Below are 18804 nucleotides of genomic sequence, written 5' to 3'. Positions count from 1 at the left end.
TGCATCGCGACGAGGTGGGTTCTTGTGGACAACGCCATCTTCGCTCTCCTTGTCTTATGGTCGAGTCACCCTCGCGCCGGGATATGACGCGAGCGCTCCATAGTGGCGTTTTTTTCGCCGAAACGGAAGGGATAGCGTTGCGACCCCGCTGCGCGGCGCCGCCCCGGCTCAATCGATCTGCTTCTGAATGAACGCGCATAGCGCGCCGACGAGCGACACGCCAATGATGACGGAAAAGCCGTCCAGGGCGCTGAGGAAGCTCGCCTGTTGCATGACCATGGTGTGGATGGCCGACAGCGCCAGCGTGCTTGCCTGTTGTGCGGCATAACCCATGGCTTCATAGCCGTGCACCAGCTTGCCGAAGGTCTCCTGAAAGACCGGATTGAACGGATTCACCGATTCCGCGAGGCGCGTCTCATGTACCGCCACGCGATGCTGTTGCAGGATGATCATCGTCGCCGTCGCGAACGAATACGTCAGTTGCTTGACGATGTTCTTGAAACGATAACCGTGGTGAAATTCCTCCGCCGCGAAGATCCGGAACGTGACGTTGGCGACCGGCAGCGCGATCGTCAGCAGGAGCAGGCCCCGCAGAATGAGCGGAGCGATCAGCCACGGCATGCTCACGTCGGGCGGCATGTACGTCATCCATGCCCCGATCAGCGCGGCCATCAGGAAGCCGGGCACGATCAGCCATTTCTTGTGCGCCAGTCGCCCTGCATATCGGAAATAGAGAAAAGCGCCGGCAATCGAGACGAGCGATGTGAGACCGACGAGCCGCCCCGCATTCTCCACCGGATAGCGCAGCCCGCCTTCGAGCAGCCGGGATACGAGAAAGCTCATCGAGTTGCTCACGTAGTAGAACGCGATGTAGAGCATGATGCCGGCCTGGAAGGTCTTCTCGCGCAGCGCATGCAGACGCAGCAGCGGCCGCGGATGGTGCCATTGCTGCCACACGAACCCGCCCAACGCCACCACGCCCGCTCCGGCCAGAAAGATGAGTTCCGGTGATGAACCGAATAGCTCGAAACGCACCTGTTGCATGGCGATCTGCAAGGCGCCCTGTGCGAAGGCGAACAGGATGTAAGGCCAGAAATGCGCTTCGCCGCGGTGCTCGTGGAGCACCCGCCCGGCCGGCGGCACGACCAGTACCGTGAAAATGCCGAGCGCCACGCCGCCGAAGCCGGTCGCGATGAACAACGCGCGCCAGCCGAAATGGCCAATCAGGTAGCCGCCCGCGAGCGGCGCCAGCGCGCTGCCGGCAAGAATCATCAGCAGGAACACGCGCACGGCCACCGCCCGTCGCTGGGGGGCGATTCTAGTTTGGATCAGGATGCGGCACGCGCTCATCATCGGGCCGATGAAATAGCCCTGGAAGCCGCGCGCGATCGCCAGTTCGATCGACGACTCGCTCAGTGCCGCCGCGAGCGCGCCGGCGGCGAACAGGAACAGGCTGCCGCCCACGTAGCGACGGTAACCGAGACGCTCCACCCACCATTGCTGTTGCAGGATGCCGAGCACAGAGGCCACCGCATACGCGCTCGACGCCCACACGAGTTCATCGGGCGAGCCGTTGATGCCGCCTGCGATGTAGCTGGTGAAGAACGCGAATCCTGCGTTGTCGAAATAGTCGAGGCCGGTGGCGAGCGCGATGGCCCAGGGGAAGAAATCGTCCTTGAAACGCGTCAGCAGCGATCGCGACGGCCCTCGCGCCGGAGCAGCGACGCTCATTTGGCCGCCTGCTGCTCGCCGGCCCGGCGGGCGCGTCGGGCCGCAGCGCGCTCGCGACGCTCGCGCAGCAGTTCGTCCTTCGGCTCGCCGGCAATGCGGCGCCGGATGTACTCGAGATCGTAGGCCAGCTCGTCGCGCACCGCCTGCGCCTCGCGCATTTCGCGCCTGACCGCCTGGATTCTGGCGTCGACCGCGTCGACCTGCTGCGCCAGCGACTTTTCGATTTCCTGCAGCGACGCCAACGACACGGCCGTGCCCGAGGCGCTCACCGATTCGATCGGCTTCTGGAGAATCTCCGCGATCGTCTGGAGCGAGAAGCCGAGCGAGCGCATGCGCAGGATGCGCGCGAACTTCTCGAGGTCCTGTTCGGTATAGAGCCGGTAGTGTCCGTCGCTCCGATCGGGAGAGATCAGCCCCTTCTCCTCGTAGTACTTGAGCGTGCGCGGCGTCACGTTGAGGCGCTCCGCCGCCTCGCGTACCGTAACGTATCCGGATTCGCGGCTGGAAAATGACATGATCTATGCGGGAGAAGACGGCGACAGGCAAATCATAGCACAACCTATACGTACACGTTCATGTTCGCCTGGGCCGCCCTTCTCTTTCCTCGCCGGCATTGTCGCCGGCATTGTCGCCGGCATTGTCGCCGGCGTTGGCGACAGGGCGCGCCTGCACCGGGCTTGCCGGAGCCACCTGGCCACTCGTGATCGCCGCTGTCCGGCGCGACAGCGGCGTCGGTCAGGTGCGGCGGGCAAGCACGTCGTCGCGGGCGCCGGCGTCGACAACACGGCCGGCCTCCATCACGACGATCGTGTCAAAGCGCTCCAGCAGGCTCGGCCGGTGCACGGAAGCCACGATGCACGCCGTCGGAAACGCTTCGTACATCCGGTCGAAGACGCGGCCCTCGGCAAGCGGATCGAGCGCGCTGGTCGGCTCGTCGAGCAGGAGCAGCGAGCTGCCCTTTGCGGCAAGCACGCCTCGGGCCAGCGCCAGGCGCTGCCGCTGGCCTCCGGAGAAATTGCTGCCACGCTCGTTGACGGCGCTCTTCAGGCCGTCGGGCAGTTGTCGAAGCACGTCGTCGAATACCCCGGCATGCACGGCCGCCTGCAACGCCGGCGCGCCGGCAGGCTCGCCGAACGTCAGGTTCTCTTCCACACTGGCTTCGAACACGTCGGCCTCCTGGGGAATGAGGGTCGCCAGCGTGCGCAGCGCGCCCCAGTCGACAGGATCGCCGTCGCGCAAAAGCACTCCGTGCTGAGGCAGATACAGGCCGGCCAGCGCGCGCAGCAGCGTACTTTTGCCGCCGCCGCTCGGGCCGACGAGCGCCACGCGCTCGCCGCGCCGCAGCACCAGATCCACGCCGTGCAGTCCGCCGCGGGCATCGTCTGCATAGCGCCACGACACGCCGCGCAACGCGAGCGTCTGCCAGGCGGCGTCCGGCGCGATAGCCGGCACGGCCGCGCCGGGGTCTCCGGGGGCCGCCCAGATCGGCTCGGCGCTACCGTAGTCGGTGTGCATGCGCGCAAAGCTCTGGAAGTTCGCCGCCATTGCCCCCACCACCGTCGCTGCCTGCTGGGCGTACTGATAAATCATGAACACGGTGCCGAGCAACACCGCCTGGCCCGGCTGGCGCGATTGCAGTACGTAGACGACGACCAGAATCCATGTGAGTCCCATGCCGAGCAGGTCGACGGCGAACCACTTGCCTTCGTTGACGACGACGGCGCGGCGCAGGGGCGCCATCACCGCGCCCATTCGCCGGCCGAGCACCTTGCGCGAGGCGGCCTGGAGCCGCAGCCCGATCACCGTTGCGGCATTGCCGACAAAATCGAGCAAGGCGGCCGCATAGCGGCGTTCCGCGTCGTTCTCGGCGCGGGCCAGCTGCATGAGCGCGCGATCGAAGCGCAGGATGATGAGCGCGATGATCACGTAGCCGGTCACGGCAATCGCGCCGCTCGTGCGCGAGAGCAGCGCGAGCGCGACGATCGGCCCCACGAAGTTGAACGCGCTTTGCAGATAGCCGAACTGGTTCTGCGCGAAGTCCGACAGCGCGCGGCTCGATTGCACCACGCGGTGCTGCAATTCGCCCGAATGGCGCCCGTCGCGCCATGCGAGCGGCGCGGCGGCAATGCGTGCATAGAGCTGGTCGGCGAGCCGTTCGCGCACGCGCACGCCGACGTTGCGCTCCAGAATTCGGCCCGGGCCGTGTAGCAGCCACGACAGCAAATAGACGCCGACGAGATAGACGATCCAGCGCCCGGCCGTCGTCATCTCGCCTTGCTGAAGCGCGTTGATGGCCTGCGCGGCAAGCCACGGCATGGTGAGGCGAAGCAGCTGCGCTGCCGAGAGCAGTGCCGCGGCGCCGAGCAGATGACGCCGCACCCCATGAGCGTGACGCCATAGCGCCCGATAGAGGTCGCGTGCAGCGCTGCCCAGCCCGATGGCCGGTTTGCGCGCGGGGGATTCGGACGCCGTCATGCGTTCGTTGCTCCTGTGTCGTGAGGCGCACCGCCCGCCGCAGCGAACTGCGGCCCATGTGTCGGGATGTGTCGGGATGTGCCGGAATTGCCGTCGAACCGGTCAATATAGGGGAAATTCCGTCACGCGTGGCGCGGCGTTGCCGCGATATTGCGTGCGCGCGGCGCGCAACACCTCGCTCGGGGGCGTCGGCACGGCTGCCGGCGCAATTCATTCCTGCGTCACCGGTTCGGCGCTATGCTTCACGGCAAGGCATCCACTTCCTTCGCGCTTTGACTACGACAAACCACAAAACACGCACCGCACCGGGCGCCCGCGGCGCCTTCGAAGTATTCGCCGCCTTCCTGGGGCTGGGACTGACGAGCTTCGGCGGACCAGTGGCGCACATCGGATATTTTCGTCGGGAATTCGTGGAGCGGCGCCGCTGGCTCGACGACGCCGCCTTCGCCGACCTGGTGGGCCTGTGTCAGTTCCTGCCCGGGCCCGCGAGCAGTCAGGCCGGCTTTTCGATCGGGCTGCTGCGCGCCGGATGGCTCGGCGGCATTGCCGCCTGGTGCGGCTTCACGCTGCCGTCGGTGTGTCTGCTGCTGGCGTTCGCCGCCCTGATGCCGCGTCTTGGCGGAGCGACCGGAGACGGGGTGCTGCACGGCCTCAAGCTCGTGGCCGTTGCCGTGGTCGCGCAGGCCGTCTGGGAGATGGCGAGACGCCTTTGCCCGGACACGCGACGTGCCGCCATTGCGCTCGCGGCCCTGATTGCTCTCGCATGGATGACCACGGTCTACGCCCAACTCGTCGTGATCGTGCTCGGCGCGGCGCTCGGGTACGCCCTGTTACGTTCCGCAGGAACGGCTTGCGCGGCGGCCTCGGCAATGCCGCATCACTTTCACGTCTCGCGCACCGTCGGCGCGCTCGCGCTGCTTCTCTTTTGCGTGTTGCTGGCCGGCTTGCCGTTCGCTGCCTCGGTAACAGGCCTTCAGGCCGTTGCGATGCTCGACGGCTTCTATCGTTCGGGAGCGCTGGTGTTCGGCGGCGGCCACGTCGTGCTGCCGCTCCTGCAGGAGCAGGTGGTGGCCACCGGATGGGTATCGCCGGGCGACTTCCTCGCCGGCTATGGTGCGGCGCAGGCGGTCCCCGGGCCGTTGTTCACCTTTGCGTCGTTCCTCGGCTGGGTTGCCGGCGGCCCTGCCCATGCCGCGCTCGGCGCAGCGCTGGCGACCGTCGGCATCTTTCTGCCCGGGCTACTGCTGGTGGTGGCCGCACTGCCGCATTGGCAGGCGTTGCGTCAGCGCCCGGCTACGGCCGCGATGCTCGCAGGTGTGAATGCGGCGGTGGTCGGCATCCTGGCTTCGGCGCTTTACTCGCCGGTGTGGACGAGCGCAATCCACCGCCCGGCAGACTTCGCGGTGGCCGCCCTCGCCTTCGTGCTGCTCCTGCGCTGGAAGGCCCCGCCGCTGGCCGTGGTCGCGTTATGCGCGATCGCCGGAGCGACGGGGTTGGCCTGACACGTCGGCCCCGGCCGACGCCTATTGGCCGTGCGCCATTGGCTCGACGCGCAGACGCTCGATCGACCTCGTGGCGCGATCGACATCCGCCGGCTGGTGCCACAACGGCTTGCGCCCGAACGACGTGTACATCGCCAACTGGTCGGCGTAATGGGGCGACGGGGTGCCATCCGGCGCAACGAAACCGCTCTGGCCCGGCGCCACCACATCGTAGGCCGCCACTTTGGCCGCGGAGTCCCGAGGGCCGAACACGATCAGGTCGTTTTCCGTGCCGCGGTTCATGTACCCCGGCGTTCGCACCGCCTCTGCGGCGCTTGCCTGCGGCACGCCGAAGAAGTTATTGGCGCGGAACGTGAGCGGCACCGTGGGCGCGCGCCAGCTCGCCATGTCCGGGCCGAGCTTCGCGCTGAGCGCGCCAATGGCGTCGTCGAGCGCGGCGAGGATCACGTCATCCGCGCGCTTGCCTTCGAAGATGTCGAACGTCTGCGGCACGCCCGACCTGTCGCCACGCAGCGCCTCGTAGAGCACCTTGCTGCCGTTGCCGATGTTGAGCGATCCGGTCGGGCCGTCCTGCGGCGCCGCATAACCGCTCGCAAGGAACCACTTGTCATACGGCGCGGGAACCACCGCGCCGAGCGTGCGCCTGAGCATCGCGCTCAGCCATGCGTCCATGATCGCCGGGCCGGCGGTGTCGTAGCGCCCCGTGTGCTGCGGATCGCGGCTCAGGCCGTCCCACGCCGCGAGCTGCATGGCGAGCTGACGGCGTGCATCGCCGGCGGGCAGATTCGCCGTGGCACGTTCGATGAACGGCAGGAAGTGGGTGCGGTTGACGTCGACGGCGCTGGTGTCCTTGAGGATTTGCCACATGTCGTCGACACCGAGCTTGTCGTGGGCTTGGATGCGCCGGTCGATCTCGACCACGCGATCCGCACCGCCCCACACGAAGGCAAAAAGATCACTCGCGGGATAGCCCTTCTGTGGCGAGTTGTTCCAGTTGGCGATCCAGCCCTGCTTCGGGTTGTAGACCTTCGGGTTTGCCGAGAACGGCAGCAGCCCCCGCCAGTCCCACTCGCCGGTGCCGGGCACCGGCAAGCGAGGATCGTGGCCGGGCTTGCGCGCCGGGTAGGCGCCGGTGTGCACATAGCCGATATTGCCCGCGACGTCCGCGTAGTACCAGTTGATGGTCAGGGCATGGCGTGCGGCCTGCGCCGTCCAGGACTTCCAGTCGTGCGCCTGGGCCTGATGCGTCCAGGCGAGCAGCGACTGTACCTCGAGACCGTCCCATGCACGGGCCTTCGCGTAGGCGATGGGTTGCCTGGCGTCGCGCTGCATCACGATACCGTGGACCGTGCGATAGACCTCCTGCACGACCGGCGCGCCGCCCTTCACTCGGATGATCTCGACGCGCTTTTCCATGTCGTGCCACTGGCCGTTGTGGAGGTAGCGGTTCGGGTTGGCCGGATCGAGCTTCTCGGCATAGATGTCGATGTCGTCGCCGAAGCCCGCGGTGGAACCCCACGACACCTTGCCGTTATGGCCGAACAGAATGCACGGGTAGCCGAACGGCGTGTTGCCCACGAGATCGAAGCCCGCGCCATGCAGTCCGATGCCGTATGTGTAGGCAGGCGCGAACCAGCCGAATTGCGGGCCGTTGAGCATGATGGCGCGGGCGTCGCGCGCCTTTCTGCCGACGATCCACATGTTGCTCGTTGTCGGGAAACCTGCGAGCCCGGGCTGCCCCGACTCGGCGAACTGCGCGAGCATCGTGGCCGCGTTGGTTTCGGCGTCCTGATGCAGCAACGCCCCGTCGCTGCCGCGCGCCAGACGCGCGAACGTCGGCGCCGGGCCGTCATAACGGGCGAGCGGCTGCATCGGCACGCCGGCGCTCGGGCCGACCTTGATGGGGTATGCGCCCTCCGAGGCGGGTACGGTCGAAGGCGCATCGGGATTCACGATCCATTTCAGCTCGTCGAACAATGCCATGCCCTTGTGCGGGCCGTATTTGTCCTTGAGCGCGGTCAGCAGCGCGAGGTTGTCGATCTCGCTGGTGGCGTCGGAGAAGCGATTCGCCATCGTGCCGACGAACACCATGGCGACGTCGAACGCATCCCAGTTCGCCGGCTGGAAGCCGAAGTCGTTGAATTGCTTCGGCATGCGCGTGCCCGGCTGAGCGCGGACCTGCGCGATCCACGCGTTCATGCCGGCGGCGTAGCCGTCGAGAATGTCGCGTTCGCGCTGCGGCAACTCGGCCAGTTGCCGACGGATCGAGGCCGGCCAGTAGTTGCCCCGAATCGACTTGTCGAAGTCCACGAACTTCTCGCCCAGCACCTCCGCGACGGTGCCCTGCGTGCTGCGCCGGGCCATCTCCATCTGGAACAGCCTGTCTTGCGCGATCGCATAGCCATAGCCGTAGAACAGCGCGTAGGTGGTCGAGGCATAGACGTGCGGCACGCCGAACTCGTCGCGCTTGATCGTGACGTCGGCGCGGCCAGGCCGCTGCGCCGCGGGTTGCGCCTCCGGCGCCGAGGAAGAAGTGGCTGCGCCGGCAAACGGCGCGGCGAGTGCGGCGCTCAGTGCGATACCGAGCAGCGACGCGGCCACGCCGGCCGACATCCGGCGGCGTGCGACGGACTTCGTCGAGATGTTGGCCGACGCCAGCGCCGCCGCGCCGGGCGAGCGAGAATTCACAGTCATCAATGCAATGTCTCCGTTGTTTTTCTGGAAAGGCGCATTGAAGCGTAACACGATATAACCGACCGGTCGGTCAATTAATTCGACAACCGTTGATATGTTAAATATTTGCGCAAGCCGCCGCCCCTCTAGGCCGGCGTAAAGACGGGAAGACGCAAGGAACACCGACACGCCTTGCGCGCGCGGTGTTCAGGCGTCGTGATTGTCGCATCCGGAGACGGGCGGCGAACCGGCTTCCGTGCGCGAGCGGGCCTGGGTGATGTTGCTGTACGGCGGGACGTCCTGAGTCAGCCAGACGTTGCCGCCGATGACCGAGCCTTGTCCGATCGTGACGCGGCCGAGGATCGTGGCGCCCGCGTAGATGACGACGTTGTCCTCGACGATCGGATGGCGCGGCAGCCCCTTATGGAGGTTTCCGTCGTCGTCGGCGGGAAAGCGTTTGGCGCCCAGCGTGACGGCCTGATAGACGCGCACGCGCTGCCCCAGAATCGCGGTCTCGCCAATGACCACGCCGGTGCCGTGATCGATGAAGAAGCCGGCGCCGATTCGCGCACCGGGGTGAATGTCGATGCCGGTGTCCGAGTGCGCCTGTTCCGCAATGATGCGGGCGAGCAGCGGCAGTTCCAGCCGGTAGAGTTCGTGGGCGATGCGATGGTGGATCATCGCGTGGATGCCCGGATAGCAGATGAGGACTTCATCGACGCTGCCAGCCGCGGGGTCGCCCTGGTAGGCGGCAAGAACATCGGCGTCGAGAAGTTCGCGAATCTCCGGCAGCTTGCCGGCGAACTGCTGAATCGCGGCGTGGGCGCGTTCGTCGATGAGTGCGGCGTCGATATCGGCGTCGTGGCGCGCCTTGTAGCGCCATTCGAGGCGGGCCTGTTCGGCGAGCGCGTTGAGCGCGCTGGTCAGGGTGTGCCCGACGTAATAGTTCTCGCCTTGCTGGTGCAGGTCGAGCGGCCCCAGGCGCATGGGAAAGAGCACACCCTTGAGCTGCACGATGATGCTGGCAAGGCGTTCACGCGAGGGCAGGTCGCGCCCGCCGGACTCGAACAGGCGGCGTTGGCCGTCGCGCCAGCGCAGGCGGGCCGAATGGAGGGAGGAGACGATATCGTCGATGTCGAACGCGGCCAAGAGGGGCTCCAAAGATACGGGCAAAGCAGCGCACACCGTCTGCTTCGCATGGAAAGAACGGCAAGAATCCATGCCGATGCGGCCAAGCATAGCGGTTTTCAAAATCACCTGCCTCGACGTGGTTTCTCGGGGAGACGACGCGCCGAAAAAAGGATTCGGTGCGCGCGAGGGTATCAAAGCGATCGGACAGCCGCCTGCAGTTCTCGGCTGAGGCCGAGGGCCACCCTCGCATTGGCAATGTTGGTGAACCCCATCAGCAGGCCGCCCGGCGCGCCACGACGGGTCTGCCAGCGGCTCAGGGCATGGACGGCCAGGCCATGCCGGTGCGCCGCATCGGCCAGCGAGGCGTCGCATCGGCGGGCGAGATTGTCGCGAAGGTAAGCCAGCGCCTGAATGCCGCCCGCCTGCGGATGCACGTAGAGCTCGCTCCCAAAGACCTCGCCGAGCGCGTCGACGAGCCAACCGCGGCGTTGCGCGTAAAGCGCGCGCATCTTGCGAAGATGCCGGGCGAAGTGGCCTTGTGTCATGAAGTCGGCCACGGTGGCCTGTATCTGAATCGCCCCCGCGCCGCCCATCGTCCTCGCGGCATTGGCGAAACGATCGATATGTGCGGGCGGCACGACGAGGTACGCCAGTCGCAAGCCCGGAAACAATACCTTGCTGAACGTTCCGGTATAAAGCACGCGGCCGTCGTGATCGAGACTCTTGAGTGCGGGCAAGGGACGCCCGTGATAGCGAAACTCGCTGTCGTAATCGTCTTCGACGATCCAGGCGTCATTGCGACCGGCCCAGTCGAGCAACTCGAGGCGCCGTGCAAGCGACAGCGTCGCGCCGGTCGGGCTCTGGTGCGCGGGCGTGACGACGGCGAAGCGGGCCTGCGCCGCGCGACGCAGGCCATAGGCGACGTCCATTCCCGCCTCATCCACCGGAACGGCAACGAGCGACATCCCGGCGCTCACGAGAAATTGCCGCGCGAACAGGTATCCCGGGTCCTCGAACCAGCCCTTGTCGCCCGGATGGAGCACGCTGCGGCGGATCAGCTCCAGCGCGCCGAGATAGCCCGCCGTCACGAAAACCTGCGACGGCGTGCACGCGATGCCGCGCGAAATCCCCAGATAGGCGGCGATGGCATGGCGCAGCGGCGCATAGCCGGCCGTGTCCGGATACGTCATGGCGGCGAGATCCATCGCACGAAGGTTCCGGCCGGCCAGGCGCACCCAGGTCTTGCGCGGAAAGGCGTCGAGCGCCGGGAGTCCCAACTGAAGCGGCCTCGGCATGCCTACCGCGATGCGGGCTTCGGGCGACTCAGGGGCAGCGGCCGGCGCCGGCGGCAATGACGCGAGCTCGTTGACTTTGCCCAGTGCCGGAGAAACGAACGTGCCCGCCGGGCCTCGCGAAGAGAAGTAGCCCTCGCTCGCGAGCATCTGATAGGCCAGTTCCACGGTGCCGCGGGCCACGTTGAGTTCGCTCGCGAGAGCGCGCACCGACGGCACCCGGTCGCCCGGGCGCAGTTTTCCCGAGGCGATCGCATCGCGGTACCGCCGGTACAACTGCCAGTAAAGCGGTTTGCCGGCGTGCTCGCCAGATCTCAGCTCGGAAACTGCCATGCGCCATGTCCCATTGATTTTGTCGATTCTTGCATCTGATCACTGGGACATCATTCTCCTAGAGTGCGGGGGTGAGGACAAGTCGCCATATGTCGGCCTATACACGCGTATATCCGCTGCCCCATCACGCTTTCGGAGAATTTCGGAGAATTGTATGAGCCCCCTTCGCCTGCCCTATTCCAAGCTGTCGCCCGATGCCTACCAGGGACTTGCGGCAACAAAAAAGGCGCTGCAATCGAGCAGCCTCGGCAAACCGCTGGTCGAGCTGGTCTATCTGCGCGTCTCGCAAATCAATGGCTGCGCGTTCTGCCTGGAGATGCACGCGAAGGCGCTGCGCGCGGACGGCATGCCCGACGCCAAGATCGATAGTCTGGCCGGCTGGCGCGTGAGTTCGCATTACACCGAACGCGAACGCGCGGCCCTGGCGTGGACCGAAGCGCTTGTCAGCGTGGCCGAGACGCACGCGCCCGACGAAGTCTACGAGCCGCTGCGCGCCCATTTCACCGACGCCGAGGTCTCCGACCTGAGCTTCGCGATCGCGCTGATGAGCGCATTCAATCGCCTGGCGATCGGGATGCGCCAGTGACTTCGCGAGCGCGGCGTCGGCCGCTCACGCCTCTACCGGCCGCAACGTGATCCCCGTCCAGTGCCCATCCGCCTGAAGCTCGCGAATCAGATCGGCGATGCACCGCCTCACGGCCACGGTCGCCGACCCTACCGGCAAGGCGTTCGACCAGCATAGGCTCGCCGCCCGGCGCAGTTCCGGTGAGACCAGGCGTCGCGATGGCGGACGCAGCGCCGGATCGCGCGACGCCAGCGCCGATGCCGGCAGAATCGAACACGCATCTCCCGAGCGGGCAATGTCGATGAGCGTCGGCAGCGAGTCGATATCCGCCACGATGTTGAGCTCCACGTTCGCCTGCGCAAAGCTTCGCTCGATGAGCAGCCGCAGACCGTTCGACCCGCTCGGCGCCACGATGGGCACGTTCGCCAGCCGCGCCAACGTGCACGTGGTCTGCGCGGCATCCTCGTAAATCTCCGGACAAGCCCGGTGACCGCCGAGGACGTACAGTTCCTCGTCGAACAGCGGCATGACGGATATGCCGCGTGTCTCGGAATCCCGGAACAGCATCGCCAGATCCAGACGCCCGTTCGCCAGCAGTTCTCCGATATACCCGCTCATGCTCTCGAAGATCTGCAACCGGATGCCCGGATACTGCGCCCTTACCCGCGAGAACAACGGCACGGCAAGAATCGCGGCAATGGTCGTCGGAAAGCCTACGGCGACCGGCCCGGCTTCGCTGCCGCCGCCTTCGCGCACCTCCTGTCGAATCTGCTCCATCTGACGCAATACCACCCGCGCATGCCGATACAAGGCCTTGCCGGCTTCGGTCGGCGTTACCCCCTGCGCGCTGCGGACCAGCAGCTGCGCCTGCAGTTCGTCTTCCAGCCCGCGCAATTGCGCACTCAGCGACGGCTGCGCGATATGCAGGCGCTCCGCGGCCTTCGATACGCTTGCGCTGTCCACGATCGCCACAAAATTCCTGAGCTGTCTGACGTCCATGATCGTATCGAAGGCCGGCTGGCGCTAGCCGGCGAAGTGGAAAAGCCATAGCGTACCGCTATGCGGCGACACCGAAAAGCACACGATGCCCGCCATTGGGCGTCAATTCGCCGCCATTCCCGCCGCCCGGGAACCGGGTTCTTCAACGGGCCATAGTTTTACCCTATACCCGCATCCAAAATCGGTATTTCCTGCGGCGGGCCGCGCGCGCCTATAGTCCGGTCAATAAACCCATTCCAAACCGCCAGACGGAGACAAGAGGATGCAAGAAGGACTTTCCGCCACCCCCGTGCGCAGCCGCCACAGCGACTCGCCGAACGCCGCGACGACCCGGCACTCCATGCGCGACGCCTGGTGGCGCCTGATGGACGTGCGCGTCGGCATCGTGCCGCTGCCCGTGCATCTGGTGCTGATCGCGGCCATCGTGACCACGATCCTTACCACCGGCAAGCTTTCGGCCGAACTCTCGCCGATCATCGCACTGCTGGCCGTATGCAGCTTCACGTGCATGGAAATCGGCCAGCGAATCCCGGTTTTCCGCAGCATCGGCGGCCCGGTGATCCTCGTGACGTTCCTGCCGTCATGGCTGGTGTTCACGCATGCGTTGCCGCCGTCGGTCGTCACGCCCATCGTCAACTTCTGGAAGCAAAGCAACTTCCTGTACCTGTTCATCCCCGGCATCATCGTCGGCAGCATTCTGAGCATGGACCGGAAAGTGCTGATCGGCGGCTTCCTGCGCATCTTCGTACCGCTGGCCATCGGCTCGATCCTCGCGGGCATCGTCGGCACGGCCGTGGGCACCCTGCTTGGCATGGGCCTCTTCCATACCGTGTTCTTCGTCGTCGTACCGGTGATGTCGGGCGGGCTCGGCGAAGGCGTCATCCCGCTCACGATCGGTTACTCGGAAGTCATGCACCAGAGCGCCGGCGATCTGCTCGCCCAGGCGCTGCCCGCGGTGATGCTCGGCAACGTGTGCGCCATCGTCTTTTCGGGCGTGCTCAACGCCATCGGCAAGCGCTATCCCTCGCTCACGGGCAACGGGCAGCTCATGCGTTCGGGCAACGACGACATCGGCTCGCATGACGGGCACGGCAAGCCCGCCGCGCCGGTCGACGCCACCGACATCGCGGCCGCCGGCATGATCGCCGTGTGCCTGTATTTCGTCGGCATGCTCGCGCAGAACACGCTTGGCCTGCCCGGCCCGGTCATGATGCTGGTGCTCGCCGTCGCGGCCAAGATCGGCTTCATCTTCTCGCCGCGGCTCGAAGCCGGCGCCGGCGTGGTCTACAAGTTCTTTGCCACCGCCGTCACGTACCCGCTGCTGTTCGCCATCGGCGTCGTAATCACGCCCTGGCAGAAGGTCGTCGCGTCGTTCAACGTGCCAACGCTGGTGACCATCGTCGCCACCGTCATCACGCTCATGGCCTCGGCATTCTTCGTCGCGCGCCGCATGAACATGCACCCGATCGATGCCGCCATCGTCGTGGGCACGCACAGCGGCATGGGCGGCACCGGCGACGTGGCCATTCTCACGGCGGCCAACCGCATGCGGCTCATGCCCTTCGCCCAGATCGCCACTCGCATCGGCGGCGCCATCACCATCACGCTGAGCCTGATCGTGCTCGCGAAGATCGTCTGATTCGGCCCGCCCCCAGCCCCCACCCTCTTTTTGGAGACATTGTCATGAGGCCCCTGGACGGCATCAAGGTCGTCGCGCTCGAACACGCCATTGCGGCGCCGTTCTGCACCCGTCAACTGGCCGATCTCGGCGCACGCGTCATCAAGATCGAGCGCCCGGGCGCGGGCGACTTTGCGCGCGCTTACGACGGCCGCGTGAACGGCATGTCGTCGCACTTCGTGTGGACCAATCGTTCGAAGGAGAGCCTCACGCTCGATCTCAAGCAGGCGGCTGCCCAGGCCGTCCTGCACGATCTGCTGGCGGACGCCGACGTCCTCGTGCAGAATCTCGCGCCCGGCGCAGCCGACCGGCTCGGGCTGAGCTACGACGCGTTGTCCGCGCGCTATCCTCGCATCATCGTCTGCGGCATTTCGGGCTACGGCCCGGACGGCCCGTACCGCGACAAGAAGGCCTACGATCTACTCATTCAGAGCGAGTCGGGCTTCCTGTCCGTGACGGGCTCGCCCGAAGCGTCGGCCAAGGCCGGTTGCTCCATTGCCGACATTGCCGCCGGCATGTACGCCTACACCAATATCCTGTCGGCGCTGATTCAACGCGGCAAGACGGGTCGCGGCAGCCGCATCGACATCTCCATGCTCGAATGCATGGTCGAGTGGATGGGCTTTCCACTCTATTACTCGATCGACGATCAGGCGCCGCCGCCGCGCGCCGGTGCGGCCCACGCGACGATCTTCCCGTATGGCCCCTTCGAGACGGGCGACGGCAAGACGGTCATGCTCGGCCTGCAGAACGAGCGCGAATGGAAGATCTTCTGCGACAAGGTGCTGGAGCAGCCCTCGCTCGCCGAGGATGCGCGCTTCGCGTCCAATCCGCTGCGACTCGAACATCGCGACGCGCTGCGCGCCATCATCCATGAGGTGTTCATGCAGCTCGACGCGCGGCAACTGGTGAGCCGGCTGGACGCCGTGGGCATCGCCAACGCCAACCTCAACACAATGCACGACGTGTGGCAGCATGCGCAGCTCGCCGCGCGGCAGCGCTGGGCCGAAGTGGCCACGCCAAACGGCACGGTTCGCGCGCCGATTCCGCCGGGCATGGCCACGGCCGGGGCGGATTTCACCCCGCGCATGGATCCGATCCCGGCGCTCGGGCAACACACGGATGCGATTCTCGCCGAGCTCGGACGCTCGCCCGAACAGATCGACGCGCTGCACGCAGCGAAGGCGGTGTGAGCCATGCAAGCACCTCGCCCGCTTCGCAGTTGGCTGTTCGTCCCCGGCAATCGTCCGGCGCGTTTTGACAAGGCGTGCGCCGCCGGTGCCGACGCCGTTATTCTCGACCTCGAGGACGCCGTACCGCCCGCCGAAAAGCTCGCCGCGCGCGAGCATGCCGCGAACTGGCTGCGCGAGCGCGCGCCGGCAGCGCTCGTACCGGTCTATGTGCGCATCAATGCGGCGACGACCGAATGGTTCGACGAGGACGTCGCAACGCTTGCTGCGCTGCCATCGGTGCGCGGCTTCGTGGTGCCGAAAACAGAAGACGCCGCAACGCTGCGCCGCGCCGCGGCCGGTGCGCCGGACTCGCTGCGCCTCGCACCGCTCATCGAGACGGCCAGGGCATTTGCCGCGATCGACGACATTGCCTCGGCACCTCGGGTCGAGCGCCTGATGTTCGGCACCATCGACTTCCAGCTCGACATCGGCATCGAAGGCGATGGCGACGAACTGCTCTACTTCCGGTCGGCGCTCACGCTCGCGTCACGCGTGGCAGGCATCGCGGCGCCCGTCGACGGCGTGACGACGACGCTCGACGACGCGGCTCGCATCGAGACCGACACCCGCCGCGCGCGTGCGCTCGGCTTTGGCGGCAAGCTGTGCATACATCCGCGTCAGATCGCGCCGGTGCGTGCCGCGTTCGCGTGGCGCGACGAGGACCTCGCGTGGGCCCGGCGCGTACTGGCTGCGGCGCAAGCCAGCGGCGGCGCGGCCGTGGCGTTGGACGGCAAGATGATCGACGCACCGGTCATCGCCAAGGCGCGGGAAATTCTATCGAGCCTTTGAGGCAAGGCGCGACGGGTCCGCCTCAGGCGCGGTCGGCGCCCGGAGCCGTCACGCGTTACTCGAACGCGGCGTCGATCGGCACGCGATAGCCGACGGCAAGGCGATTGGTCTCGTTGGCCATTCCGACGACAGCCAGCAGTTCGCCGAACATCTCGTCGGTCATGCCGGCTCGGCGTGCGGCCGCCGTGTGGCTCGCCACGCAGTAACCGCAGTTGTTCGTCACGCTCACGGCGACGTAGATCAGCTCCTTGACCAACGGGTCGAGCGCGCCGGGGGCCATTACGTCCTTGATGCTGTCCCACGTGCGCGCGAGGGTTGGCGGATGCTGCGCAATGAACTTCCAGAAGTTGTTGACGTCGGGCACGCCACGCGTGGCCTTGATATCGTCGAAGATGGCCTGGACTTCGGGCGTGGCGCTGGCGTATTCGATCGGTTTTTGCTGGCTCATGAATGGACTGCGCCGCACGGGCGCGCGTGGGAAGGGAAGCGTCAGGTTACCCGCTTTGCCGCAACGCCGCTGCTCGCTTGCGTGGGCGCGCTTGCAGCCCGTGCCCGCTGCGACGCCTGACTTCCATTTCCCGTCGCTCACGTCACCGCGCGCAGCCGCGCGTGCGGCGTCGTCGCGACGCTGCCGGCGGCCATGCCGTCGTCAGCTTGCTGCGCCAGCCGGAACACCGCGACCGCGTCCTCGAGCGCTTCGGCTTGCTCCGCGAGCGACTGGGCCGCGGCCGAGGCCTGTTCCACGAGCGCCGCGTTTTGCTGTGTGACCTCATCCATCTGCGTGACGGCTCGCGCCACCTGATCGATGCCGGTCGTCTGCTCTTGCGAGGCGGCCGAAATTTCGGCCATGATGTCCGTCACCCGACGCACGCTGGTGGCAATGCTCTGCATCGCAACGCCCGCTTCGCCCGCGATACGGCTACCGGCGGCCGAGCGCTCGGCGGACGTCTCGATCAACGTCTTGATGTCGCGCGCGGCACTGGCCGAGCGCTGTGCCAGCGTGCGGACCTCGCCGGCCACCACGGCGAAACCGCGCCCCTGCTCGCCGGCCCGGGCCGCTTCCACCGCGGCGTTCAGCGCCAGGATGTTGGTCTGGAACGCGATGCCGTCGATGAGCGCAATGATGTCGCGAATCTTGGCGGAACCCGCGTCGATGGCGCGCATGGTCCGCGTGACCTCCGTCATGGCAGCGTCGCCCGCGCCGGTCTGCTCGCTGGCCTGACGCGCCAGTTCATTCGCTTGCAGCGCGTGCTCCATGTTCTGTCGCACGGTGCTCGTGAGCTCCTCCATGCTCGCCGCCGTTTCCTCCAGCGAGGCCGCCTGCTGTTCGGTGCGCGATGACAGATCCAGATTGCCCGCAGCGATTTCCCGTGCGCTCGCGGCAATCGCTTCGCCGCTCTTGCGCACCTTCGCGACCGTGGCACTCAACTGCGCCTTCATGTCGGCAAGCGACTGCAGCAGGCGGCCCATTTCGTTGTTCGACGTCACGCGCACCGCGCGTTGAAGGTTGCCCTCGGCGATTTCCTGAAAATGGCCCAGCACGTCGTCGAGCGGTTGGGTGATCGCGCGATTGAGCGAGCGCGCCGTAAGGAAAGCGGCGAGGATTGCGAACGCGATCGCCCCCAGCGTCAGGACAAACAGGCGATCGTAAGCGGCGACGGCCGAATCGAAACTCGCCTTCGCGCGGCTGTCGTAGAGCGCCTTGAGGGCGTCGTTGGCTTTCACATACGCGGTGTAACGCTTGCCGAGAACCGCGGCCTGCTCGTAGTACACGTCCGCTTGTCCGGCCGCAATACTGTTCTGGACGAGCGAGAACGCCTCCTTGAGGGCCTGACGCGCACTCGTGACCTGCGTCGCGAGAAGCTGCTCTTGCGCGTCGGCCGGCAGCGCGAGATAGTGCTGCCAGGCCTTCTCCGATTCGTTCCAGTATTCGGTGCCCTTCCTGACATCGTCGGCCTTGACTTCGGCGCTTGGCGCCTGGGGCGCGCGCAGGACCACGGCCCGCGCACGGCCGATGTGAATTTCCGCCTCTCCCAGCAGGCGTGTGCTCGCCAGTTCCTTGTCGTAGACCTCGCGCAAGCTGCCCACAGTGCCCCGCAACCCGAGCAGTGCCAGCGCGCCGACCACGACCACCAACGCCGCCAGGCCGGCCACCGCCACTCGCAACTGCCAACGAATCGTCCAATTTTTCAACATTGCGCTGCCGCCTTTCCTTTCGCACCATGGCCGCCGACGCCGGCGGCCATCCGGCCTCGCGCGCGGAACGTGCCCGTCCATGCATGACGCCATTACTCGCGAGCAACGGCCACGCCGCGAAAAACTTGAGCCGCCGCTCCCGAATCTCCTTTTTTCTTCACGATTGGAGGGATTGAAGAGATTGAAGGCACTCGATGACGATGCGCCG

The 18804-nt window shown here is 66.5% G+C and carries 13 protein-coding genes and 1 pseudogene; 5 read left to right on the top strand and 9 right to left on the bottom strand.

Going from position 1 to position 18804, the window contains the following annotated elements:
* Positions 1-168 precede the first annotated feature (168 nt).
* The 3 genes from PNO31109_RS04280 to PNO31109_RS04270 form a co-directional block, all read right to left on the bottom strand.
* The gene (locus PNO31109_RS04280) at positions 169-1731 is read right to left on the bottom strand and encodes an MFS transporter (RefSeq protein ID WP_150554396.1); all 1563 of its coding nucleotides are present in this window, start codon (positions 1729-1731) and stop codon (positions 169-171) included.
* Complete coding sequence (locus PNO31109_RS04275; protein ID WP_150554395.1) at positions 1728-2246, bottom strand: MerR family transcriptional regulator; 519 nt, start codon at positions 2244-2246, stop codon at positions 1728-1730. The genes PNO31109_RS04280 and PNO31109_RS04275 overlap by 4 nt, the downstream gene beginning before the upstream one ends.
* Before the next feature lie 220 nt (positions 2247-2466).
* Positions 2467-4206, bottom strand: coding sequence for an ABC transporter ATP-binding protein (locus PNO31109_RS04270; protein ID WP_150554394.1), 1740 nt, complete (start codon positions 4204-4206; stop codon positions 2467-2469).
* A gap of 272 nt (positions 4207-4478) precedes the next feature.
* Between PNO31109_RS04270 and chrA the strand changes: the two genes are divergently transcribed.
* A complete protein-coding gene (chrA, locus tag PNO31109_RS04265) occupies positions 4479-5708 on the top strand; it encodes a chromate efflux transporter (protein WP_150554393.1) in 1230 nt (409 codons plus the stop codon).
* A 21-nt stretch (positions 5709-5729) separates the two neighbouring features.
* Here the strand turns inward: chrA and PNO31109_RS04260 are convergent, their stop codons facing one another.
* From PNO31109_RS04260 to pdxR, 3 genes are all read right to left on the bottom strand, one after another.
* Positions 5730-8402, bottom strand: coding sequence for a penicillin acylase family protein (locus PNO31109_RS04260; protein WP_241013844.1), 2673 nt, complete (start codon positions 8400-8402; stop codon positions 5730-5732).
* 186 nt (positions 8403-8588) lie between these two features.
* Positions 8589-9530 carry a serine O-acetyltransferase EpsC gene (epsC, locus tag PNO31109_RS04255; RefSeq protein WP_150554533.1) on the bottom strand — a complete coding sequence of 314 codons (942 nt, stop codon included), beginning with the start codon at positions 9528-9530 and terminating at the stop codon, positions 8589-8591.
* A gap of 173 nt (positions 9531-9703) precedes the next feature.
* A complete protein-coding gene (gene pdxR / locus PNO31109_RS04250) occupies positions 9704-11137 on the bottom strand; it encodes a MocR-like pyridoxine biosynthesis transcription factor PdxR (protein WP_150554392.1) in 1434 nt (477 codons plus the stop codon).
* Between the two features lie 154 nt (positions 11138-11291).
* Here pdxR and PNO31109_RS04245 point away from each other — a divergent pair, with 154 nt between their 5' ends.
* On the top strand, positions 11292-11723 hold the full coding sequence (locus PNO31109_RS04245; RefSeq protein WP_150554391.1) for a carboxymuconolactone decarboxylase family protein: 432 nt from the start codon (positions 11292-11294) through the stop codon (positions 11721-11723).
* A 24-nt stretch (positions 11724-11747) separates the two neighbouring features.
* Here PNO31109_RS04245 and PNO31109_RS04240 read toward each other — a convergent pair whose 3' ends face one another.
* Complete coding sequence (locus PNO31109_RS04240; protein WP_150554390.1) at positions 11748-12701, bottom strand: LysR substrate-binding domain-containing protein; 954 nt, start codon at positions 12699-12701, stop codon at positions 11748-11750.
* Between the two features lie 262 nt (positions 12702-12963).
* Between PNO31109_RS04240 and PNO31109_RS04235 the strand changes: the two genes are divergently transcribed.
* From PNO31109_RS04235 to PNO31109_RS04225, 3 genes are read left to right on the top strand one after another with little or no spacing between them, the layout of a single operon-like run.
* A complete protein-coding gene (locus PNO31109_RS04235; protein WP_241013845.1) occupies positions 12964-14340 on the top strand; it encodes a 2-hydroxycarboxylate transporter family protein in 1377 nt (458 codons plus the stop codon).
* A 44-nt stretch (positions 14341-14384) separates the two neighbouring features.
* Positions 14385-15572, top strand: a complete 1188-nt coding sequence (locus PNO31109_RS04230) for a CaiB/BaiF CoA transferase family protein (protein ID WP_150554389.1) — start codon at positions 14385-14387, stop codon at positions 15570-15572.
* Positions 15573-15575: 3 nt separating this feature from the next.
* Complete coding sequence (locus PNO31109_RS04225) at positions 15576-16400, top strand: HpcH/HpaI aldolase/citrate lyase family protein (protein ID WP_150554388.1); 825 nt, start codon at positions 15576-15578, stop codon at positions 16398-16400.
* A 55-nt stretch (positions 16401-16455) separates the two neighbouring features.
* Here PNO31109_RS04225 and PNO31109_RS04220 read toward each other — a convergent pair whose 3' ends face one another.
* Positions 16456-16848 carry a carboxymuconolactone decarboxylase family protein gene (locus PNO31109_RS04220; protein ID WP_150554387.1) on the bottom strand — a complete coding sequence of 131 codons (393 nt, stop codon included), beginning with the start codon at positions 16846-16848 and terminating at the stop codon, positions 16456-16458.
* A gap of 137 nt (positions 16849-16985) precedes the next feature.
* Positions 16986-18584: pseudogene (locus PNO31109_RS22280) on the bottom strand (methyl-accepting chemotaxis protein); the annotation flags it as partial.
* Between the last annotated feature and the right edge of the window lie 220 nt (positions 18585-18804).

The organism is Pandoraea nosoerga, from assembly GCF_902459585.1.
Classification (GTDB): domain Bacteria; phylum Pseudomonadota; class Gammaproteobacteria; order Burkholderiales; family Burkholderiaceae; genus Pandoraea; species Pandoraea nosoerga.
The sequence above is the reverse complement of the archived record's forward strand: the minus strand, read 5'-3'. Positions and strand labels throughout refer to the sequence as shown.